Here is a 20,019-nt window from a genome sequence, read left to right as displayed (position 1 = left end):
GCCAAGCAGGCCTAGGGAGTGGTTCTGCGTGGCGGATTTTCGCCACCTGCCGGGCCTATGCCAAGCGCAGGCGAATGTGAAACGCCGCACCACCCAAGGGCGAGTCGTCCAGCACCAGCTGGGCGTCGTAGCTGTCGATGATGTCCTTGACCACCGCCAGGCCAATGCCTTGGCCAGGGTGCTGGGTGTCGAGGCGCTCACCTCTGCGCAGAATCCGCTCACGCTGGGTGGCCGGTACACCTGGGCCATCGTCTTCCACGCTCAGTACACGCCAGCCGGCTTCATCGTGCAGGCTCACCCGCACCTGGCTGACGCACAGGCGATAGGCGTTTTCCAGAAGGTTGCCCAGCAACTCCAGCAAGGCGCCCTCCTCCATGGGCACCCAGCCTGGTTCGGCCAGCGCCGTGCTGACAGCCACCGGCTTGTCGCGGTAGACCTTGGCCAGCGTCGCGCAGAGGCTTTCCAGGAGCGGCTGCAGTATCGCGCGGTGTTGCACCAGGCCGCTCTTGCGCAGGCTGGCGCGCTGCAATTGGTAGCCGATCTGCTGGCTCATGCGCTCGATCTGCTGTTGCAGGATCAGCGCCTGGTCCAGCTCATGCTGGGCGAGGTTCTCGCTCACCCCCTGCAAGACGGCCAGTGGCGTCTTCAGGCTGTGCGCCAGGTCACCCAGCGAATCGCGGTAGCGCCCGCGCTGCTCGCGCTCGCTGCGCAGCAAGCGGTTGAGCGAACGGGTCAGGCGCAACAACTCACGTGGGTGGTCGTCCGACAGCCCTTCGCGGCGCCCGGCCTCCACGTCATCGAGCTCAACGCTCATGCGCCTGAGTGATCGCAAGGCCCAGGTAAGGCCGCCCCAGAGCAGCAGCAACAGCGCCAGCAGCGCTGCGCCAAAGCCCAGGTAGAAGTGTTCGCGCAGGTTGCGCAGGGTGTTCTGGTAATCGTCCACCGATTGCAGCGCCACGAAGCTGTAGGCGGCGCTTTGCCCACCGAGCAGCTGCACTTCGACGTCGTAGATCCAGTACTCGCGGCCATCGTCGCCGTAGGCGCGCGAGAACACGTTGCCCTGCCCATCGTAGCGGGGCGTGTACTCCACATGCTGCTCGGTGGCGGCGCGTGACCGCCAGACCAGCTTGCCATGACGGTCATAGATGTAGCCCAGCAGGCGCCCGTCCGGCAGGTTGAAGCGCTCATCAGGCAGCAAGGCCGGCATGCGTAACTGGCCGCCTTCGACCCGCGCCGAGGAAATCAGGGTAGTCACGTCCGAGGCCAGGCGCTGCTCGATCGCCTCGCGCAAGGCCAGGCTCACCGCACTTTGCAGCGCTGGCAACAGGCCCACCATGAACAGCACCGCCAGCAGCGCTGCGGCCAGCATCAAGCGCAGGCGCAGCGAGCGCATCATCGGCAGCGCTCGGTGAACAGGTAGCCCAGGCCACGCACGGTGTCGATGGGGCGAAAGCCTGGCTCGGCTTCCAGCTTGCGTCGGATACGCCCCACCAGCACCTCGATCACGTTAGGGTCGCGCTCTTCATCGCCGGGGTAGAGCTGCTCCATCAGCCGCTCCTTGGCCACTACCTGTTGGTGGTGGCGCATCAGGTATTCGAGAATCCGGTATTCGAATGCGGTCAGGCCCAGCGGCTGCTCGTTGAGGCTGGCCTGCTTGCGCCCCAAATCCAGTTGCAGCGGGCCTGCTGTGATGCTGGCCTGGGTGAAGCCACTGGAGCGGCGCAGCAGCGCGTGCAAGCGCGCTTCGAGCTCCTCGTATTGAAAGGGTTTGACCACGTAGTCATCGGCGCCGGCAGCCAGGCCTTCGACCTTGTCTTGCCAGTTGCCACGGGCGGTCAGGATCAGGATCGGGAAGCTCTTGCCCGTCGAACGCAACTGGCGGATCAGGTCCAGCCCGCCCATGCCGGGCAAGCCCAGGTCAATCACCGCAAGGTCGTGGTTGAACTGCTCAGCCTGGTACAGCGCCTCTTCGGCGTTGGCCACCGCTTCCACCACGTGGCCGCTTTCGGCCAGGCGCGTACGCAGGTGATGGCGCAGCAAGGCTTCGTCTTCAACCACCAGAATCTTCATGCATTCCCCTTGTACGAACGGCCACCCACCGGGCAGGCGGTGCCGGTGGGCGGCGGGCGTGGTTCAGAACTGGTAGTTGGCCGAAAGGTAAGGCTGGGCAGAGCTGTTCATGCGGGCCGAACCTAGCTTGTCACCGTCCTGGTCGAAGTCGACCTTGGCGTTGGTGCGCAGGTAGCGGTAGCCCGCCTCTAGCGACACATTCTGAGACACCTGCTGGAGGATACCGGCCTGCGCGCCGACCGCATAGCCAACCCCGCTGTCGTGGTCGAAACCGGCTGACTTCTGCGTCAGTTCCGTGACACCCAGGGTGCCACCGCCAAACAGCTTGGTGCCACTGGCCACCGGGTAGAAGACGTCATAGCTGCCGAGCAGGTTTTGCTGGCGCAACTTCAGGCCCTGATGGTCACCGGCGTTGTACTCGTAGGTTGCGTAGTAACGGCCTTGCTCGTTTTGCTGGCCTGCGCGCAGGCCCCAAGTGTTTTCGTGCTTGATCACGCCATTGGTGTCAGGGTTGCCGAGGCTGGCGTCCAGCGCGTTGGACTTGTCCAGTTGGTCGCTGGTCTGGCCGTAGGTGACGCCGGCGAAGTTGCGGGTGTCGGCATGGGCCAGGGTTGACGCACCGAAAAAAGCAGTGGCGATCAGCAGGCTTTGCAGGGCTTTCATGTGGCGCTCCTTATCGGGCAGTGCCCGTGGTGGGGATGGGCTCAGGTTATGAGCCTGGCCCTGAACGCCCCCTGAACCCTCCCTGAACCTGCGCTGAACCGCCCGCCGATCACACCGCAACAGCCCTCACAGCGCCTCGAAAGCCCGCCGCAGACGCGCCAGCCCCTCGTCGATGGCAGCAAGATCGGGGGCAGCGAACGACAGGCGCAACGCCTGCGGGTCTGGCTCGTCACCGAAGAACGCCTGGCCCGGCACGAAAATCACGTTGTGCGCCACCGCCTGGCTGAACAGCGCACTGGCCTGCACGCCACCGGTGCAGCGCCCCCAGACGAACATACCGCCCTGCGGGGCCGTCATTTCGAACTGCCCGCCCAACCCGGCCAGCCCCGCCAGCATGCGCTCGGCCTTGGCCTGGTAGCCGGCCACCAGCTGCGGCAGGTGCCGCTCAAGGCTGCCGGCGGCCAAGTACTCGGCGGCGATACGCTGCGCCCAAGGCGAGGTGCACAGGTCGACGGTCTGTTTGGCAATGGTGCAGCGCTGGCGCACGGGCAAGGGCGCCACCATCCACCCAACGCGCAGCCCGGGCGCGACGATCTTGGACAGGCTCGACAGGTGCACTACCCGCCCCGCTGCACCGGGCACCCGGTGTTGCAACGCCAGCAACGACGGCACCGGCTCGCCGGCGAAGCGCAGCGCGCCGTAGGGGTCGTCTTCGATGATCAGAAAGTCGTGCTCGGCCGCCAGAGAAAGCAGTGCCAGGCGCCGCGCCAGGGGCAGGCAGGCACCGGTGGGGTTGGCAAAATTCGGTACGCAATAGAGAAAGCGAAAACGCCCGCGCGGCTGGCCGGCCAGTTGATCACCCAGGGCGTCGGTGGCAAGGCCTTCGCCATCGGTGGGCACGCCCACCGCTTGCACGCCTGCAAGGCGCAGCGCCTGCAGGGTAGCCGGGTAGGTGGGGCGCTCCACCAGCACCTGGTCGCCAGGGCTGAGCAGCACCTTGATCAGCAGGTCCAGGCCCTGTTGGGAGCCAGTGGTCACCATGAGTTCGTCCAGCGCCACCTCGGCGCCACGCCGTTGCATCAGCGCCTGCAGCTGCTCGCGCAGCGCGGGCAGGCCTTCGGTGGCAGCGTATTGGAGGCAGTCTACCGGCGCCTGGCGCAGTGCACGTTCGCTTGCTTCTGCAAGGCCCTCCCGATCGAACAGGGCCGGTGGCGGATAGCCGCCAGCGAAGGAAATCATGCCGGGTTGCGAGAGGTACTTGAACAGTTCACGGATGGCGGAGCCGCTCGGCGCCTCGAAGGCAGGGGCGAAGCGGTAGGCGGGTAATTCGGCCATGAGGGCGGGCTCGTCGGTAGCTCGAAGAGCAGGCAGTATCCGAGCCGGCTGCGATGTGCCACAAGCGAGCATTACTCCCGACGTCATGCCTGCGCGGCATGACGTCGAGTGGCAGGTTACTCAATCACGCCGCAAGCGAAACGAGCGCCGCCACCGCCTAGCGGTGCCGGGTGGTCGGCGTGGTTGTCGCCGCCGACGTGAACCATCAAGGCATGGCCTTTGAGGTCGGCCAAGTGCTTGATCTTCGGCGCGAGCACCGGCTGATCAGCCTTGCCATCGGCGGTGAAGATCAACGGTGGCAGGTCGCCGCGGTGGCCCGCATCGTCCCATGGGAAGCTGTGCTTGCCAGTGTTGGCCGGGTCCCAGTGGCCGCCGGCAGCGCCGGCTGGCACTGGCTTGCCGTCAGCCTCGGTCGGCGCGCAGCTGCCGTTGGCATGTACATGGAAACCGTGCACGCCTGGCGCGACGCCCTCCAGGGCGGGGGTGAAGACCACCCCGTAAGGGCTTTCGGAGAGCGTAACGCTGCCGATGCTTTTACCTTCGCCTTGGGCGGTGGCTTGCTTGAGTTCAACCTTCAATGTGTCGGCGGCGGTCGCGGCCTGTGCCGCGCCGCTTGCCGCCAGGACCAGCGAAAGGGCAATCCAGCTTTTCATCGTGTTCAGCCTTGTTCCAGAGAGGGGCCTTGGCAGCTTAGCCCATCAGCGGCAACACCACTGCGCCAACGTCCAGCCCAAGGGCAGGCGCGGGATCAGCGTGGCCTGGTAGGCATGGTAGAGGTCGGGTTTGCCCGGCCACAGGCGCCCGGCCGGTTCGTTGGCCGGTGAGAGCTCGTGGCGCCAGCTGCCGTGTTGGCGGTCGATCAGGTGCTGGTCGATGAAGTCCCAGAACGTGCGGTACCAGCGCTCATACTCGGGCTTGCCGCTGCGCTGCAAAAGGCTGGCCGACGCAGCGCAGGCCTCGGCCATCACCCAGTGCAGGCGCTCGCGCACCACCGGGAGGCCGCTGCTGCTGACGGTGTACACAATCCCCGGGAGCCCATCGACCGCCCAGCCGCAGCTCAACGCGTGGTCGAACAGCGCTGCGGCGTCATCGGCCAGCCAGGCCGGTGCGCTCATGCCCCGGCGTTGGCGCGCACCTTCAAGCTCCAGCAGCAGGCGTGCCCATTCGAAAGCGTGGCCCGGGGTCAGGCCGTAAGGGCGAAACGGGTGCTCCGGCTGGTCGCGGTTATAGTCGGGCAGCGGCTGCCAGTTAAGGTCGAAATGCTCGATCACACCCTGCGCGGCATGGCCGTGCACCAGGCGTTGGGCGATGGCCAGGGCCCGGTCGAGCCAGCGCGGGTCATTGAGTGCCCCGGCCAACGCCAGGCAGGCTTCGACACCGTGCATATTGCTGTTGGCACCGCGGTAGGGTTCCTGCTCGCTCCAGTCCTGGCTGAACGCTTCGCGCAAGGCTTGCTCATCACCCGACCAGAAATGCGTTTCAAATACCTGCGCCGCCGCACTGAGCAGCTCAGCGGCGTCAAGGCGTTCAGCCACCGCTGCGGAGCTGGCCGCCAGGCATACGAAAGCGTGCACATAGCATTGCTTGGCGTATCCGCCCCCCTCGCACCGGGCGCTGGTGAACCAGCCGCCATGCTGCGAATCGCGCAACGCGCCGGCCAGCGCGGCGACGCCGTGGTCGACCAGCTCGCCGAAGCCGGGCAAACCTTGCAGGTGCGCCAGGGCGAAGCAGTGGGTCATGCGCGCCGTGAAGGTCGTGTCGGGCACGGCATCGGCCGCGAGCCTGCCGTGCTCATCGAGCGAACCGAAGCCGCCAGGCATGCGCGCAGCGCGGGCAAAGCCAAGCAAACGGTTGCCTTCTTCTTCGAGCCAACGGTGGTGGGCGGGCTTGAGCAGCCAGCTGCGAGCAGGCAGGTGCTGGAGGTGGGCCAAGGGCATGGGGCGTTTCCTTGTTGTTGTGATGGCCGCACCTTAGCCGGTAGGCGGGCCGCCGCCAACTGAAACGTTTTAGGGGCTGCAACGCTGGGCGACGTGACAGCTGCGTTCAGCGCACAGGCGGCTGGCTGCGCGGCATTACCCGCTGAAGGGCAGCGCCAGGGTGAGCCGGCCTCGCGCTGAGAAACGCGGTGCCGCTGCTGCTCAGGGTTTGTTGTAGGGTGGGTATTCACTGCCGGGCGCGCGACGGTCAGCCTCGGGGTCGGGCTTGCCTTCGGGCACCTCGGCGGGGCCTTCAGGGTCGGTCTGCGGGTCTTGAAGGTCAGGCGACTCCGGGTCGTGAGCCGGGGTGCGTTCATCCGGGGCATCGCCCGGCAGGTCGTTGCGAGAATGCGGCTGTTCGGGATGTTGGGCCATGGGCTCTCTCCTGTCTGTAAGGGTGCAATGGGTCTGGCACTGCGCGCCGTCGCTGCGTTCTCCCGGGCCGATCAGCGGCTGTCGGTGGGGTAAAATTCGCCTTCCAGCCCCTGAGCGGCCACGCGCTCGCGCACCTGCTGCTCGGCGCGCTCAATAGCGCCTTTGTCGCCCGGCTGCGCCAGGCGCACCCACAGGCGGCGCACGTTCTGCTCATGGGTGCCTTCGCTGAGCATGTCGTGGCTGACCACCGGCCTGCCCCGCCATAGGCAGAACTGCCCGGCACCATCGATAGGCGCGTGGGGGCCGCCGGGGCTAGTGACCCACAGCTCCAGCGCGCCACGCAGGTCGGCGCCTGAGAGTTCGGGTTCTTCGAGGATGACGTCCATCGCTGCGCTCCAGTAAACAGTGGCTGTACAGGATCGGACCACCCCTGCCTCATGCCTGTTCACACGCCGTTTCTCACAAGCCCGCGCAGGCGTTACACTTCTACCCCACTTTTTTCGACAGCGCGTTGCGCGACACTTAGGGGCTCGAAGATGACTCACAAGATTTACGTCGATGGCCAGGAAGGCACCACCGGCCTACGCCTGCTCGATTACCTGAGCAAACGTGACGACATCGAGCTGCTGCGCATCGACGACGCCAAGCGCAAAGACCCTGTCGAACGCGGCCGCCTGCTCAACGCGGCCGACCTGGCCTTTCTCTGCCTGCCCGACGCGGCCTCGCGCGAGGCGGTGAGCCTGCTGGAAAACCCCGACACCTGCGTGATCGACGCCAGTACGGCCTTTCGCACTGACCCAGCCTGGGTCTACGGCCTGCCCGAGCTCGCCCCCGGCCAGCGTGAGAAATTGCGCGCCAGCAAGCGCATCGCCAACCCCGGCTGCCACGCCACCGCGTTCATCCTGCTGGTGCGCCCGCTGGTAGACGCCGGCCTGCTGCCGGCCAGTGCGTTGCTCAGCGCCACTTCCATCACCGGCTACAGTGGCGGCGGCAAGCAGATGATCGCCGACTACCAGGCCGGTGGCGCAGCCCTGCACAGCCCGCGCCCCTATGCCCTTGGCCAGCAGCACAAGCACTTGCCGGAAATGCGTGTGCAGGCGGGCCTGGAGAACGTGCCAGTCTTCAGCCCGATCGTGGGCAATTTCCTCAAGGGCCTGGCGGTGAGCATCCCCCTGCACCGCTCGCAGCTTGCCAACGGTGCGACCCCGCAGGCGTTGCAAGCGGCACTGGCCAAGCACTATGCCGGTGAGCAGTTCATCCGCGTAATGCCGTGGGCCGACGACGCTACCAACCTTGACGGCGGTTTCTTCGACGTGCAGGGCTGCAACGACACCAACCGTGCCGACCTTTTCGTGTTCGGCAATGAAGAGCGCATCACCCTCGCCTGCCGCCTCGACAACCTGGGCAAGGGCGCTGCCGGGGCCGCCGTGCAGTGCATGAACGTGCACCTCGGGGCGGCTGAGGCAGAAGGCCTCTGAATTTCAAGCGGCGAGCTTCACACTCCAATAAAAAAGCAGATGTGCCCCAATACACACATCTGCTTTTGAAGTTGCAGCCTGAAGCTTGCCGCTAATGGCCCTGCTCAACCTTCAGCCAAACAGCCAGTAGCCGAGCAATGCCGCTACCGCTATGGCCAGCACCGGCCGGGCGATGCGATAACCCTTGGGGTGCTTGCGCTTGAACTGCTTGACCTTGCCACTGAAGCCGTCGCTGAAACGCTTGCTCCAGGCATAAGCCTGGTTGATGCCGCCGACCCGCTCATCATCGAGGTTCTGCGGCGCCGTGGCGCGGCCGAGAAAAGCGCTGACGCTGCGGTTGATCCGGCTCATCAGCGGGCTCGACAGCGGCCGCTCCACGTCGCAAAACAGGATCACGCGGGTGTGCTCGGTTTCGTTCTTGACCCAGTGCACGTAGGTTTCGTCGAACATCACGTCATCGCCGTCCCGCCAAGCGTACGGCTGGCCGTCTACGTAGATGCGGCAGGCGTCGGAGTTGGGCGTGGCCAGGCCCAGGTGATAGCGCAGTGAGCCTGCGAAGGGGTCGCGATGCGGGTTGAGGTGGCTACCACCGGGCAACAGCGCGAACATTGCGCCCTTGACGTTGGGGATCGAGTTCACCAGCTCTACGGTGCGCGGGCACAGCGCTTCGGCCGACGGCAGCGCCTTGTCGTACCATTTGAGGTAAAAGCGCTTCCAGCCTTTCTTGAAGAACGAGCCAAAGCCTGCGTCGTTGTTTTTTTCCGCGGCGCGGATGTACCCCTCGTCGAACAAGCGCATGGCTTCCTCGCGGATGTCTTGCCAGTTGTGCTTGAGCACATCGAGCTCGGGAAAGCGCGAGCGGTCCAGGTATGGCTTGGAGGGCACCCCGGAGAACAGATACATCAGGCTGTTATAAGGTGCGAACAGCGCCGAATGGTTGACGAACTGGCGCAAAACCGGCAACCGCGCCTTGCCGCGCAGGTGCACGTACAGGGTGGGCACGATAAACAGCGCCAGCACCAGGACCTTGGCGGCGAACGAAAGGGTCATGCGGGGCTCCTTGGGATAGGCAGGGCGGCATCATAAACCTGAAACCGCCCCTTGGCACCCCGTCAACCCCCGTTACTGTTGCCCGATGTCAGTGTTTTCACCTGCGCTTCAGGCTTGCAGTTCCTGCTCGGTGAACAGGTCGCTGAACAGCATGCTGGAAAGGTAGCGCTCGCCGGAGTCCGGCAGGATTACCACAATGGTCTTGCCCTGCATCTCCGGCTTCTGCGCCAGGCGTACTGCGGCCACCATCGCCGCGCCACAGGAAATCCCGCACAGGATGCCTTCCTCGCGCATCAGGCGCAGCGCCATGGCCTTGGCGTCTTCATCGGTAACCTGTTCGACGCGGTCGACCAGCGACAGGTCGAGGTTACCCGGCACGAACCCGGCACCGATGCCCTGGATCTTGTGGGGGGCCGGCTTGATTTCTTCGCCGGCCATCGCCTGGCTGATCACGGGCGAGCCGGTCGGCTCCACCGCCACTGAGAGGATGGCCTTGCCCTCGGTGTGCTTGATGTAGCGCGAAACACCGGTGATGGTGCCACCAGTGCCCACCCCGGCCACCAGCACGTCCACAGCGCCATCGGTGTCGCGCCAGATTTCAGGGCCAGTGGTTTTCTCATGGATGGCCGGGTTGGCCGGGTTGTCGAACTGCGACGGCATGAAGTACTGCTCGCTGTCGGCGGCCAGCTCCTGAGCCTTTTCGATCGCACCCTTCATGCCCTTGGCGGGCTCGGTGAGCACCAGCTCGGCGCCCAGCGCCTTGAGCACCTTGCGCCGCTCCAGGCTCATGGACGCCGGCATGGTCAACAGCAGTTTGTAGCCACGCGCGGCCGCTACGAACGCCAGGCCAATGCCGGTGTTGCCGGAAGTGGGCTCGACGATGGTCATGCCCGGCTTGAGTTTGCCGCGGCTTTCGGCGTCCCAGATCATGTTCGCGCCAATGCGGCACTTGACCGAATAGCCGGGGTTGCGCCCTTCGATCTTGGCCAGGATCGTGACCCCGCGTGGGGCGATACGGTTGATCTGCACCAGCGGCGTGTTGCCGATGGAGTGGGCGTTGTCGGCGTGGATGCGGCTCATGGAGGGGTCCTTGTGCGTGAGCGGTTCAGGGCAGAAGGTTAAGCCCGGGCTGGCGCGGGCGTCCAGTGATCAGAACGTCTGACTGCCCACGCAGTCCATTGATCCACCCCCCCGAGAAATGCCCGATGAAACGCCGCTACCGCTGGCCGCTGTGGATCGTACTGGGCCTGGCCGCCCTGCTTCTGGTGCTGCACTTGGCCCTACCGTCGCTGGTGCGTGATTACCTCAACCGAAAGCTTGCCGACATGGGCGAATATTCAGGCCACGTTGAGCGTGTGGAGCTCGCACTGTGGCGCGGCGCCTACCGCATCGAGGGCCTGAACATCGTCAAGCGCGACGGCCGGGTGCCGGTGCCGCTGCTCAATGCGCCCGGTATCGACCTCTCGGTCAGTTGGGGCGCGTTGTGGCACCAGCATGCCGTGGTAGCTGAAGTGACCTTCGAGAAACCGGAGCTGAACTTCGTCGACGGCGGCAAGGGCAACAAGCAGGCAAGCCAGACCGGCTCGGGCACCGATTGGCGGCAGCAACTGGAGAAGATCGCGCCTTTTACGCTCAACGAGGTTCGGGTCAATGACGGCACGGTGACCTTCCGTAACTTCAACTCCAAACCGCCGGTTGATCTGAAGGCGGAGCAGGTCAACGCCAGCCTGTACAACCTGACCAATATCGAAAACCCGGAGGGCGCGCGCGATGCCCGCTTCGAAGGCAAGGCGAAGCTGTTCGGCGAGGCACCGATGGACACCCGGGCCACCTTCGACCCGCTGAACAATTTCGAGGATTTCGAGTTTCGCCTGCGCGTCACAGGCATCGAACTGCGCCGGCTCAATGACTTTGCCGGGGCCTATGGCAAATTCGACTTCAACGCGGGCAGTGGCGATCTGGTGATCGAGGCCGAGGCCAAGAAGGGCCAGGTACAGGGCTACATCAAACCGTTGTTGCGCGACGTGGACGTATTCAATTGGCAGCAGGATGTTGAAGACCAGAACAAGAGCGTGTTCCGCTCGATCTGGGAGGCCCTGGTGGGCGCCTCGGAAACCGTGCTCAAGAACCAGCAGCGAAATCAGTTCGCCACCCGCGTGCCGCTGTCGGGCAACGTACACCAGCAGAATGTCGGCGCTTTCCAGGCCTTTCTAGAGATTCTGCGCAACGGTTTCATCCAGGCGTTCAACGCCCGCTACGAAAAATCACCGCCTTCGCCTTGAGCGGCAGGCGGCGCTATGATCGGTTCTTTTGTGCACGAGGCAGCCCCATGAAATTCGAAGGCACCGACCGCTATGTGGCCAGCGACGACCTGAAGCTTGCGGTGAACGCGGCGATAACTCTGCAGCGCCCGCTGCTGGTCAAGGGCGAGCCAGGCACCGGCAAGACGCTGCTGGCCGAAGAGCTGGCCGAGTCGTTGGGCTGCCGGCTGATCACCTGGCACGTGAAATCCACCACCAAGGCCCAGCAGGGGCTGTATGAGTACGATGCCGTCAGCCGCCTGCGGGATTCGCAATTGGGCGTGGACCGCGTGCATGAGGTGCGCAACTACCTCAAGAAGGGCAAGCTCTGGGAAGCGTTCGAGGCCGACGAGCGCGTGGTGCTGCTGATCGATGAAATCGACAAGGCCGACATCGAATTTCCCAATGACCTGCTCCAGGAACTGGACCGCATGGAGTTCTACGTCTATGAGACCGACGAGACCATCCGCGCGCGGCACCGGCCAATCATCATCATCACCTCCAACAACGAAAAGGAATTGCCCGACGCGTTCCTGCGCCGCTGTTTCTTCCACTACATCACCTTCCCTGACCGCGCGACCCTGCAGCGCATCGTCGACGTGCACTACCCCGGTATTCGGCAATCGCTGGTCAACGAGGCGCTGGAAGTGTTCTTCGACCTGCGCAAGGTGCCCGGCCTGAAGAAAAAGCCCTCCACCTCGGAGCTGGTCGACTGGCTCAAGCTGCTGATGGCCGACGACATCGGCGACAGCGTGCTGCGCGAGCGCAACCCGACCAAGGCTATTCCGCCGTTGGCCGGGGCTTTGGTTAAAAACGAACAGGACGTGCAGTTGCTCGAGCGCCTGGCGTTCATGAGCCGGCGCGCCGGGCGCTAACGGGGGCACTGGCATGCTGCTCGATTTTTTCAGCGCCCTGCGAGGCAGCGGTGTTCCCGTGTCGATCCGCGAATGGCTCGACCTGCACGGCGCGCTGGAGCGCAACCTGGCCGAGATGGACATGGACGCGTTCTATTTCCTCGCACGCACCTTGCTGGTCAAGGACGAGCGCCATTTCGACACCTTCGACCGCACCTTCAGTGCCTACTTCAGCGGCTTGCAGGCGGTAGCCGAGGCTTTGGAGGGCGCGATCCCCGATGACTGGCTGCGCAAGACCTTCGAGCGCTCACTTACAGCCGAAGAGCGCGCGCAGTTGCAGGGCCTGGGTGGGCTCGACAAATTGATCGAAGCCTTCCGCCAGCGGCTGGAAGAACAGAAGGGCCGCCACGCCGGCGGCAACAAATGGATCGGCACCGGCGGCACCAGCCCCTTCGGCTCAGGTGGCTATCACCCCGAAGGCATCCGGGTAGGCGATGCCGGCGAGCGCCAGGGCAAGGCAGTGAAAGTATGGGACCAGCGCCAGTACCGCGACCTGGACGACCAGGTCGAGCTGGGCACGCGCAACATCAAGCTGGCGCTGCGCCGCCTGCGCAGGTTCGCCCGCCAGGGCGCGGCCGAAGAGCTGGACCTGAGCGGCACCATCGAAAGCACCGCGCGCGACGGCGGCTTGCTGAACATCCAACTGCGCCCGGAACGGCGCAACACCATCAAGCTGCTGTTGCTGCTCGACATCGGCGGCTCGATGGATGCCCACGTGCGGGTGTGCGAGGAACTGTTTTCAGCCTGCCGCAGCGAGTTCAAGCACTTCGAGCATTTCTACTTCCACAACTGCCCCTACGAAACCCTGTGGAAGCACAACCTGCGCCGCCACAGCGAACGCATCAGCACCTTCGACCTGCTGCACACCTACGGCTCGGACTACAAAGTCGTGTTCGTCGGCGACGCGGCCATGGCCCCTTACGAGATCACCCAGGCCGGCGGCAGCGTCGAACACTGGAACGAAGAACCCGGCGCGGTGTGGCTCCATCGGCTGGCCGCGCACTTCGGCAAGCTGATCTGGCTGAACCCCTATCCGGTCGACGCCTGGCAGTACAGCACTTCCAACGCGCTGGTGCGGGAGCTCATCCAGGAGCGGATGTTCCCCATGACGCTGGCGGGGCTGGAGGATGGAATCCGCTGCTTGGGGCGTTAGGCGTCGTCTTCCACGCAATACGCCCGCAAGCAGTGCCCATCCGGGTCAAACGCGCACACGGTATAGCCGAAATCGACCTCGCTGGGAGGCTGCACGATGCGCAGGCCCAGCGCCTGCCATTGTTGGTGCACCTTCAGCACCGCCGCGCGGTCTTCGACCGTAAAGCCCAACTCGCTGCCGCCGCTGCCCTGCCCCGCCGGGCTGGCGGCCGGGCGATGCCACAGGCCGATCTTGAGGCCGCTGGGCAGGATGAACAGGACGAAACCGGGTGAAGCCTCCACAGGCTCCATATCCAGAATGCTGCGGTAGAGCGTGGTGCTGCGCGGGATATCTTCGACGTAGAACACATTGAGGTTGGGCAGGTTCATACAGGCTCCTTGAACCAGGCGGCCCCGGCGCGCCTCTCGCGCCGTGGTGGCCGGCCAGTTCAGGTAGCTTGCACGGTGCCAGTGTCAGTTTTCGGCAGCAGCCGATTCGAGCTCGATGCCCTGCTCGCGCGCCCACTGATTCAACAACTGCCGCCGAGCGGTGGGGTAGCTGCTTGCCTGCAGCGCGACTGCCAACAGCCGGTCGGCCCGAAAGTGCCGCGTGGCCTGGCGCAGCTCGCACCAGGCCACCAGCAGGCGTGCTTGCTCCATGTAGCCCAGCGCGAAAGGCCAGAGCAGGCGCTGAGTTTGATTGCCGGCCTCGTCCTGGTAGGTGACCAGCACCTTGCGCTGGGTCCGGATGGCCTCGCGCAGCACCGGCAGGTGCTCGCTGCCTTGGCGTTCGCCCCCTGTGGGCGGACCGATCAGCAGGGTGCAGCTGTCCAGCTCATGGCGCAGGCCAGGCGGCAGTACAGCGCGGATCCGCGCAAGGGCGTTGCGGGCGTCACTGGCGTGGCCAGGGTCGGTGCTGCGGGTTACCCAGCGCATGCCCAGCATCAGGGCTTCGAGCTCGCCGCTGCTGAACATCAGCGGTGGTAACTCGAAGCCGGGGCGCAACACGTAGCCCAGGCCTGCCGCACCGTCGATCTGCGCGCCCTGTGCGCGCAGGCTGGCGATGTCGCGGTACAGCGAGCGCAGGCTCACGTTGAGCTCCTCGGCCAGGGCCTGGCCGCTGACCGGGTAACGGTGGCGGCGCAGGCATTGAAGGAGTTCGAGCAGGCGTTCGGCGCGAGACATGCTGGGGGCTTTGGGTAAGTTTGGGGGCGGAAGATTGTGCCACATCCGCCGCGCGGCAAGCGGCGCGACCTGGACACTTAGCCGCTCACTTGCGCGCCCACACACCCACCGCCTGGGTATCGACCGCCTTGGGTAGCACGCCTTCCTTGAAGAATGCGTCGGCGATCTTCTGCTGTTCTCCCAGATCAGTGAGCGCCACGGGCTGCACGTCATAGGTGCGGCGGGCATTGGCCTGCTGCACGGTATCGGCATCGATGCTGCCCCAGAGCGGGCCGAGGACTTCGGCGGCGTCGGCGGGGTGCGCCTTGATCCATTTCCCGGTGTGCTGCAAGGCATCGAACACTGCCTGAAGCGCCTGCGGATGCGCCTTGGCGTAGGCGCTGGAAACCAGGTAGTACCGTTGGTAGCTCGCCAGGCCCTCACCGTCGGCCAGCACCCGTGCGCGCTGCTGGCGCTCGGCACTGGCCACGTAGGGGTCCCAGGTGACCCAGGCGTCCACATTGCCATTTTCGAAGGCGGCGCGGCCATCGGCAGGGGTCAGGTAAGCCGGCTGAATGTCGTGAAAACCCAAACCGGCCTTCTGCAACGCAGCGATGAGCAGGTAATGGCTGCCAGCGGCCCTGGTCAGCGCAACGCGCTTGCCTTTGAGGTCCGCCAAGGTTCGAAGCGCAGAGTTGTGCGGCACCAAGATCGCCTGGGCGGTCGGAGACGGCGTTTCACGGGCGAAATAGGTGATGTGCGCACCGGCCGCCTGCGCAAACACAGGCACCGTATCGGCCACGTCCGCCGTGAGGTCGATGTTGTCGACGTTCAGCGATTCAAGCAGCGGCAGGCCACTGGAGAATTCATGCCAGCTCAGTTCAATGCCCTGCTTGGCCAACGCTCGGTCGAGGGTGCCTTGGGCCTTGAGCACGGTGAACAAAGTGGAAGATTTCTGGTAGCCAATGCGCAGGGTATCGGCTTGGGTGGTGAGAGACAGTAGAGCCAGGGTTGCTAGCAGGGTTCGGCGCATTGGGGCGTTCCTGGAGGCGTTGGGATGATTGCAGAGTGTCGCGTGGCAAGCCGCCCCTCCCACAGTTCGGGAGGGAGTGGCCTAGGGGGCAGCCTGCAGCGTGAACGAGTTGTCGAAGGTCGGCGCCACGTCAAGCTTCTGGGGTATCAAGCCACTGCTGTGATAGAAGTCAGCCGTGCTTTGCTGGTCGCGGGCGGTGGCTTCGTCCAGGCCCTGCCACTGCAGTTTGCGCCGCTCGAATTGCAGCCGGGCCACTGGCTCAGGGAAGCCGATGAGCTTGGCCAACACCTGCGAATACTCGCCCAGGTGCTCGTAGGCCCACACCTGGGAGCGCGCCAGGCGTTGCAGGTAGTCCTGCAGGGCCGCACGCCGAGCAGGGTCGGCCAGAGCGTCGTCGGTGGCCGCCAAAAACGTGTTGCCCGCCGAAAGGCCACGGCCGTTGACCAGTACGCGAGCCTTGTCGACCTGCTCGGCCAGGGTGGTATAGGGCTCCCAGGTTGCCCAGGCGTCCACTGAGCCGTTCGCCAAGGCGACCTTGGCGTCGACCGGGCCGAGGAAGCGGAACTGCACGTCTTTGTCGTTCAGCCCCACCGAGGCGAGCGCCTTCAGCGCAATGTAGTGGCCGATCGAGCCTCGTCCAGTGGCGATGCGCTTGCCCTTGAGATCGGCAGCACTTTGAAGTGGGGAGCCTTGTGGCACGAGCACTGCCGTGCCCCACGGGTCGGACTTGTCGACAGCGATGGCCTTGACCCGGGCGCCGGCGGCGAGCACGAACAGCAGCGGTGCATCGCCGATGATGCCGGCGTCAACGGCGCCTGCATTGAGCGCTTCCCCCAGGGGGGCGGCGGCAGGAAATTCAAACCACTGAATGTCGTAGCCCAGGCCATCCAGCGCACCGGCGGCCTCCAGCTGCGAACGCATGCCGCCCTTCTGGTCGGCCAAGCGCAGCGTCACGCGCTCGGCAGCCAACGCCTGCCCAGCCACCAGGCCCAGCAGCGCCAGCGCTGCCCACCACCGGCGCAGCCTAAGCCCGGTCATACCGCCACCGCCGTGCGCGCCTGCTCGCGGGCGGCCACCTTCGCCCGGGTGAGCGGGATCAGTTCGCGCCCATACTCGATCGCGTCGTTGAGCGGGTCGAAGCCGCGGATCAGGATATTGCGCACACCCAGGTCGTAATAGGCCAGCAAGGCGTCAGACACCTGCTCCGGCGTGCCCACCAACGCCGTGGAATTGTGACCGCCCCCCACCAGCCGCGCGATGCCCGTCCACAGGCAACTGTCGAGCCGGTCGCCTTGGGCCACGGCGTGCAGCAAGCGCTGCGCGCCGACGCTTTGAGGCTTGGCCTTAGGGTAGGCTGCCTGGCCCTGGCGGTCGCTGGCTTTGGCCAGGATCGCTTCGGCCTTGGCCCAGGCCTGCGCTTCGGTGGCCGCGATGATGGGCCGAAACGACACGCTGAACTCCACTTCACGCTGATGGCGGCGTGCCTGCGCACGCACCGCTTCGAGGGCCTGGGCAGCCTGCGCCAAAGGTTCGCCCCAGAGCATGAACACGTCGGCTTGCTTGCCAGCCACGCTCAACGCGGCGTCGGAAGCCCCACCGAAGTAGATCGGCAGGTGTGGGCGCTGTAGCGGTTTGATCGAGGAAAACCCCTGCTCTACTTGGTAGTGCTTGCCGTGATAGTCGAACGGCGCCTCAGCAGCCCAGCTCAGTTTGAGCAGGTCGATGAATTCATCGGTGCGGGCGTAGCGTTCGTCGTGGCCGAGGGTGTCGCCGTCCTTGCGCTGGTCGGCATCGTTGCCGCCGCTGATGATATGCACCGCCAGGCGCCCATCCAGCAGGTGCTCAAGCGTGGCCAGCTTGCGTGCCGCCACGGTAGGGGCCACGAAGCCGGGGCGGTGCGCCAGGAGAAATGTGAGCCTGTCGGTGGCAAGGCCGGCTGTGGCGGCCACCAGAAAGCCGTCGGGCTGGTCGGACCAGTAGCCCACCAACACGCGGTCGAACCCTGCCTGCTCATGGGCCTGGGCAAAGCGGGTGATGTAGGCCTTGTCGAAGATCGGGCCGCTCGGTGGGAGGATTTCCGAGCTGAGGCGATGGCCGATCATGCCGAGAAACTGAATGCTCATGGGAGGCTCCGTTAGAATCGAAACGCCTTTCGCGGCGATTTTTTAGAAGCTAACGCGAACCCCATCACTATGGAAATTCATTTTTGGCATATCTTAATATGCGTAAAACGCATTTTATTTGGCGCTAGATAATCTGAATTGCGCATATTAGCTTATGACTAATTTGCATTTACCGAATAACCCAGCCCTTTGCTACCGTGAGTGCAGACCCTACCGGAGCCCTGCCCTTGCCCGCCCAGCCTAACTTCGCTCGCCTACGCCAGTTCATCGGCGAATTGGCAAGCCTGATCGACACTCCTGCTACCGAGGCTTCTCTGTTGAGCCAAGCCCGCCCGTTGCTCGCCGAATTGGTTCGCCAGGACGACTGGCTGCCCGATGATTTCGCCCAGCCCCACCCCGAGCGCTACCAGCAGTTCCTGCTGCATGCCGATGCGCGCCAGCGCTTTTCAGTGGTCAGTTTCGTGTGGGGCCCCGGCCAGCGCACCCCGGTGCACGACCACCGGGTATGGGGCCTGATCGGGATGCTGCGCGGCGCCGAAGATTCCCAGGGCTTTGCCTTCGACCCCGCGGGCCGGCTGCGACCTCAGGGTGCGCCGGTGCGGCTGCAGCCCGGTGATGTCGAAGCGGTATCGCCGCAGCTAGGCGACATCCACCAGGTCAGCAATGCCTTCAACGACCGCACCTCGATCAGCATCCATGTTTACGGCGCCAACATCGGCGCTGTCACACGCGCCGTGTATGGCCCAGAAGGCCAGGAGAAGCCTTTCATCTCAGGCTATTCGAACACCCACTTGCCCAATATCTGGGACCTGTCCAGAGAGCCTCTCGCATGAACCACCCTACCCGCAGCTACAACGAAATCCGCAGTGCATTGCTGGCCAGGCACGAGCTGGCCCTGCTCGATGTGCGCGAAGAAGACCCCTACGCCCAAGGCCACCCCCTGTTCGCCGCCAACGTGCCGCTGTCCAAGCTGGAGCTGGAGGTGTTCGCCCGCGTTCCGCGGCGCGATACCCAGGTCACCGTCTACGACGACGGCGAGGGGTTGGCCGAGCAAGCGGCTGAGCGGTTGAAGGGGTGGGGCTACACCGACGTCGCTGTGCTCGAAGGTGGCCTGGCCGGCTGGCGTGGCGCCGGCGGTGAGTTGTTCATCGACGTGAACGTGCCGAGCAAAGCTTTCGGCGAACTGGTAGAAGCCGAGCGCCATACCCCGTCCCTCGGCGCCGAACAGGTGAAGGCGCTGCTCGACAGCCAGGCCGATGTGGTGGTGCTCGACGCGCGCCGCTTCGACGAATACCAGACCATGAGCATTCCCCAGGGCGTGAGCGTGCCGGGCGCGGAGCTGGTGCTGCGGGTCGGGGAACTGGCGCCGGACCCTGCCACCCGGGTGATCGTCAACTGTGCCGGGCGCACTCGCAGCATCATCGGCACCCAATCGCTGGTGAACGCTGGCATTCCTAACCCGGTGTCGGCGCTGCGCAACGGGACCATCGGCTGGACCCTGGCCGGGCAAACCCTGGAGCACGGCCAGGCCCGGCATTTCGGGCCCGTGACCGAAACCACTCGCGCGGTGGCCTCGGCGAAGGCCCGGGCCGTGGCGGACCGCGCCGGGGTGGCGCGTGCCAATCCCGAGGTGCTGCGGCGATGGCAGGCCGAAGCGGGCCGAACCACCTACCTGTTCGACGTGCGCACGCCACACGAGTACGAAGCCGGCCACCTGCCCGGTGCAAGAGGGGTGCCTGGCGGCCAACTGGTGCAGGAAACCGATCACGTGGCCAGTGTGCGGGGTGCGCGCATCGTTCTGGTAGACGACGAGGGCGTGCGAGCCAACATGAGTGCCTCATGGCTGGCGCAAATGGGCTGGGAGGTGGCCGTGCTGGATGAGCCAGGGGCGTTCAGCGAAACCGGCCCCTGGAGCGCACCGCGCCCGGCCGCCCCCGCTTCGGAGCGGATTGCGCCTGAGACGCTGCGCAACTGGCTAGCCGAAGGCGGCACCCAGGTGCTGGACTTCACCGCCAGTGCCAACCACATCAAAGGCCATGTACCGGGCGCGGCCTGGGTGCTGCGCAGCCAATTGGCCCACGCCCTCAATAGGCTGCCAGCTGCGCAGCGCTATGTGCTCACCTGCGGCACCAGCCTGCTGGCTGGCTATGCGGTGAACGAGGTAGAGGCGATGACCGGCAAGCCGGTGTTCGTGCTGGACGGCGGCAACGCCGCCTGGGCCGCTGCCGGGTTGGGCCTGGAAACCGGCGACGCGCACCTTGCGGCCCCGCGCATCGACCGCTACCGCCGCCCCTACGAAGGCACCGACGCACCGCGCCAGGCGATGCAGGCGTACCTGGATTGGGAGTTCGGGCTGGTCGCGCAATTGGGCCGCGACGGCACCCACGGCTTCAACGTGATCTGACCG

General features: G+C 65.3%; 21 protein-coding genes. 6 read left to right on the top strand and 15 right to left on the bottom strand.

Annotation, left to right across the window (positions count from 1 at the left end; translation table 11 throughout):
- Positions 1–55: 55 nt before the first annotated feature.
- From F474_RS10060 to F474_RS10025, 8 genes are all read right to left on the bottom strand, one after another.
- Positions 56–1,396 carry an ATP-binding protein gene (locus F474_RS10060; RefSeq protein WP_097085286.1) on the bottom strand — a complete coding sequence of 447 codons (1,341 nt, stop codon included), beginning with the start codon at positions 1,394–1,396 and terminating at the stop codon, positions 56–58.
- On the bottom strand, positions 1,393–2,070 hold the full coding sequence (locus F474_RS10055; RefSeq protein WP_097085287.1) for a response regulator: 678 nt from the start codon (positions 2,068–2,070) through the stop codon (positions 1,393–1,395). The genes F474_RS10060 and F474_RS10055 overlap by 4 nt, the downstream gene beginning before the upstream one ends.
- Before the next feature lie 63 nt (positions 2,071–2,133).
- On the bottom strand, positions 2,134–2,733 hold the full coding sequence (locus F474_RS10050) for an outer membrane beta-barrel protein (protein ID WP_097085288.1): 600 nt from the start codon (positions 2,731–2,733) through the stop codon (positions 2,134–2,136).
- Positions 2,734–2,859: 126 nt separating this feature from the next.
- Complete coding sequence (locus F474_RS10045) at positions 2,860–4,068, bottom strand: PLP-dependent aminotransferase family protein (protein ID WP_097085289.1); 1,209 nt, start codon at positions 4,066–4,068, stop codon at positions 2,860–2,862.
- A gap of 116 nt (positions 4,069–4,184) precedes the next feature.
- Complete coding sequence (gene sodC / locus F474_RS10040; protein WP_097085290.1) at positions 4,185–4,721, bottom strand: superoxide dismutase family protein; 537 nt, start codon at positions 4,719–4,721, stop codon at positions 4,185–4,187.
- Between the two features lie 45 nt (positions 4,722–4,766).
- On the bottom strand, positions 4,767–6,005 hold the full coding sequence (locus tag F474_RS10035; RefSeq protein ID WP_097085291.1) for an AGE family epimerase/isomerase: 1,239 nt from the start codon (positions 6,003–6,005) through the stop codon (positions 4,767–4,769).
- Positions 6,006–6,206: 201 nt separating this feature from the next.
- The gene (locus tag F474_RS10030; protein ID WP_097085292.1) at positions 6,207–6,419 is read right to left on the bottom strand and encodes a hypothetical protein; all 213 of its coding nucleotides are present in this window, start codon (positions 6,417–6,419) and stop codon (positions 6,207–6,209) included.
- Between the two features lie 71 nt (positions 6,420–6,490).
- On the bottom strand, positions 6,491–6,805 hold the full coding sequence (locus F474_RS10025; RefSeq protein WP_097085293.1) for a hypothetical protein: 315 nt from the start codon (positions 6,803–6,805) through the stop codon (positions 6,491–6,493).
- Between the two features lie 150 nt (positions 6,806–6,955).
- On the opposite strand from F474_RS10025, the gene argC reads away from it, so the two are divergent.
- A complete protein-coding gene (argC, locus tag F474_RS10020; protein ID WP_097085294.1) occupies positions 6,956–7,897 on the top strand; it encodes an N-acetyl-gamma-glutamyl-phosphate reductase in 942 nt (313 codons plus the stop codon).
- Between the two features lie 111 nt (positions 7,898–8,008).
- Here argC and F474_RS10015 read toward each other — a convergent pair whose 3' ends face one another.
- Both F474_RS10015 and cysK read right to left on the bottom strand, forming a co-directional pair.
- Positions 8,009–8,947, bottom strand: coding sequence for an aspartyl/asparaginyl beta-hydroxylase domain-containing protein (locus F474_RS10015; protein WP_097085295.1), 939 nt, complete (start codon positions 8,945–8,947; stop codon positions 8,009–8,011).
- 108 nt (positions 8,948–9,055) lie between these two features.
- Positions 9,056–10,027, bottom strand: a complete 972-nt coding sequence (gene cysK, locus F474_RS10010) for a cysteine synthase A (RefSeq protein WP_097085296.1) — start codon at positions 10,025–10,027, stop codon at positions 9,056–9,058.
- A gap of 125 nt (positions 10,028–10,152) precedes the next feature.
- Here cysK and F474_RS10005 point away from each other — a divergent pair, with 125 nt between their 5' ends.
- Genes F474_RS10005 through F474_RS09995 form a run of 3 tightly spaced genes read left to right on the top strand, consistent with a single transcriptional unit; the run spans position 10,153 to position 13,314 of the window.
- Positions 10,153–11,229, top strand: a complete 1,077-nt coding sequence (locus tag F474_RS10005; protein WP_097085297.1) for a DUF748 domain-containing protein — start codon at positions 10,153–10,155, stop codon at positions 11,227–11,229.
- 47 nt (positions 11,230–11,276) lie between these two features.
- Positions 11,277–12,122 (top strand): MoxR family ATPase, encoded by an 846-nt coding sequence (locus tag F474_RS10000; RefSeq protein ID WP_097085298.1) that lies wholly within the window; start codon positions 11,277–11,279, stop codon positions 12,120–12,122.
- Between the two features lie 13 nt (positions 12,123–12,135).
- Positions 12,136–13,314: a VWA domain-containing protein gene (locus F474_RS09995; RefSeq protein WP_097085299.1), complete on the top strand. Its 1,179-nt coding sequence runs from the start codon at positions 12,136–12,138 to the stop codon at positions 13,312–13,314.
- Here the strand turns inward: F474_RS09995 and F474_RS09990 are convergent.
- The 5 genes from F474_RS09990 to F474_RS09970 all read right to left on the bottom strand — a co-directional run bounded on the left by F474_RS09990 (position 13,311) and on the right by F474_RS09970 (position 17,612).
- Complete coding sequence (locus F474_RS09990; RefSeq protein ID WP_097085300.1) at positions 13,311–13,682, bottom strand: VOC family protein; 372 nt, start codon at positions 13,680–13,682, stop codon at positions 13,311–13,313. The two genes, F474_RS09995 and F474_RS09990, sit on opposite strands and share 4 nt — an antisense overlap.
- An 84-nt stretch (positions 13,683–13,766) precedes the next feature.
- A complete protein-coding gene (locus tag F474_RS09985) occupies positions 13,767–14,477 on the bottom strand; it encodes a YafY family protein (protein ID WP_097085301.1) in 711 nt (236 codons plus the stop codon).
- A gap of 85 nt (positions 14,478–14,562) precedes the next feature.
- Complete coding sequence (locus F474_RS09980) at positions 14,563–15,489, bottom strand: aliphatic sulfonate ABC transporter substrate-binding protein (RefSeq protein WP_097085302.1); 927 nt, start codon at positions 15,487–15,489, stop codon at positions 14,563–14,565.
- Between the two features lie 81 nt (positions 15,490–15,570).
- Positions 15,571–16,527: an ABC transporter substrate-binding protein gene (locus tag F474_RS09975; protein WP_097085303.1), complete on the bottom strand. Its 957-nt coding sequence runs from the start codon at positions 16,525–16,527 to the stop codon at positions 15,571–15,573.
- On the bottom strand, positions 16,524–17,612 hold the full coding sequence (locus tag F474_RS09970; protein ID WP_097085304.1) for an LLM class flavin-dependent oxidoreductase: 1,089 nt from the start codon (positions 17,610–17,612) through the stop codon (positions 16,524–16,526). Before F474_RS09970 ends, F474_RS09975 begins: the two co-directional genes overlap by 4 nt.
- 227 nt (positions 17,613–17,839) lie before the next feature.
- On the opposite strand from F474_RS09970, the gene F474_RS09965 reads away from it, so the two are divergent.
- Positions 17,840–18,445, top strand: a complete 606-nt coding sequence (locus F474_RS09965) for a cysteine dioxygenase (RefSeq protein ID WP_097085305.1) — start codon at positions 17,840–17,842, stop codon at positions 18,443–18,445.
- Positions 18,442–20,016: a rhodanese-related sulfurtransferase gene (locus tag F474_RS09960; RefSeq protein WP_097085306.1), complete on the top strand. Its 1,575-nt coding sequence runs from the start codon at positions 18,442–18,444 to the stop codon at positions 20,014–20,016. Before F474_RS09965 ends, F474_RS09960 begins: the two co-directional genes overlap by 4 nt.
- Positions 20,017–20,019 lie beyond the last annotated feature (3 nt).

Origin of the sequence: Pseudomonas sp. URIL14HWK12:I12 (assembly GCF_003097135.1) — a bacterium.
Lineage (GTDB): Bacteria > Pseudomonadota > Gammaproteobacteria > Pseudomonadales > Pseudomonadaceae > Aquipseudomonas.
This window is presented reverse-complemented; position numbering and strand designations above follow the sequence as displayed.

Coding starts and splice junctions, on each gene's coding strand:
- F474_RS10060 (WP_097085286.1), bottom strand. CDS start 1,396: ATGATGCGCTCGCTGCGCCTGCGCTTGATGCTGGCCGCAGCGCTGCTG.
- F474_RS10055 (WP_097085287.1), bottom strand. CDS start 2,070: ATGAAGATTCTGGTGGTTGAAGACGAAGCCTTGCTGCGCCATCACCTG.
- F474_RS10050 (WP_097085288.1), bottom strand. CDS start 2,733: ATGAAAGCCCTGCAAAGCCTGCTGATCGCCACTGCTTTTTTCGGTGCG.
- F474_RS10045 (WP_097085289.1), bottom strand. CDS start 4,068: ATGGCCGAATTACCCGCCTACCGCTTCGCCCCTGCCTTCGAGGCGCCG.
- sodC (WP_097085290.1), bottom strand. CDS start 4,721: ATGAAAAGCTGGATTGCCCTTTCGCTGGTCCTGGCGGCAAGCGGCGCG.
- F474_RS10035 (WP_097085291.1), bottom strand. CDS start 6,005: ATGCCCTTGGCCCACCTCCAGCACCTGCCTGCTCGCAGCTGGCTGCTC.
- F474_RS10030 (WP_097085292.1), bottom strand. CDS start 6,419: ATGGCCCAACATCCCGAACAGCCGCATTCTCGCAACGACCTGCCGGGC.
- F474_RS10025 (WP_097085293.1), bottom strand. CDS start 6,805: ATGGACGTCATCCTCGAAGAACCCGAACTCTCAGGCGCCGACCTGCGT.
- argC (WP_097085294.1), top strand. CDS start 6,956: ATGACTCACAAGATTTACGTCGATGGCCAGGAAGGCACCACCGGCCTA.
- F474_RS10015 (WP_097085295.1), bottom strand. CDS start 8,947: ATGACCCTTTCGTTCGCCGCCAAGGTCCTGGTGCTGGCGCTGTTTATC.
- cysK (WP_097085296.1), bottom strand. CDS start 10,027: ATGAGCCGCATCCACGCCGACAACGCCCACTCCATCGGCAACACGCCG.
- F474_RS10005 (WP_097085297.1), top strand. CDS start 10,153: ATGAAACGCCGCTACCGCTGGCCGCTGTGGATCGTACTGGGCCTGGCC.
- F474_RS10000 (WP_097085298.1), top strand. CDS start 11,277: ATGAAATTCGAAGGCACCGACCGCTATGTGGCCAGCGACGACCTGAAG.
- F474_RS09995 (WP_097085299.1), top strand. CDS start 12,136: ATGCTGCTCGATTTTTTCAGCGCCCTGCGAGGCAGCGGTGTTCCCGTG.
- F474_RS09990 (WP_097085300.1), bottom strand. CDS start 13,682: ATGAACCTGCCCAACCTCAATGTGTTCTACGTCGAAGATATCCCGCGC.
- F474_RS09985 (WP_097085301.1), bottom strand. CDS start 14,477: ATGTCTCGCGCCGAACGCCTGCTCGAACTCCTTCAATGCCTGCGCCGC.
- F474_RS09980 (WP_097085302.1), bottom strand. CDS start 15,489: ATGCGCCGAACCCTGCTAGCAACCCTGGCTCTACTGTCTCTCACCACC.
- F474_RS09975 (WP_097085303.1), bottom strand. CDS start 16,527: ATGACCGGGCTTAGGCTGCGCCGGTGGTGGGCAGCGCTGGCGCTGCTG.
- F474_RS09970 (WP_097085304.1), bottom strand. CDS start 17,612: ATGAGCATTCAGTTTCTCGGCATGATCGGCCATCGCCTCAGCTCGGAA.
- F474_RS09960 (WP_097085306.1), top strand. CDS start 18,442: ATGAACCACCCTACCCGCAGCTACAACGAAATCCGCAGTGCATTGCTG.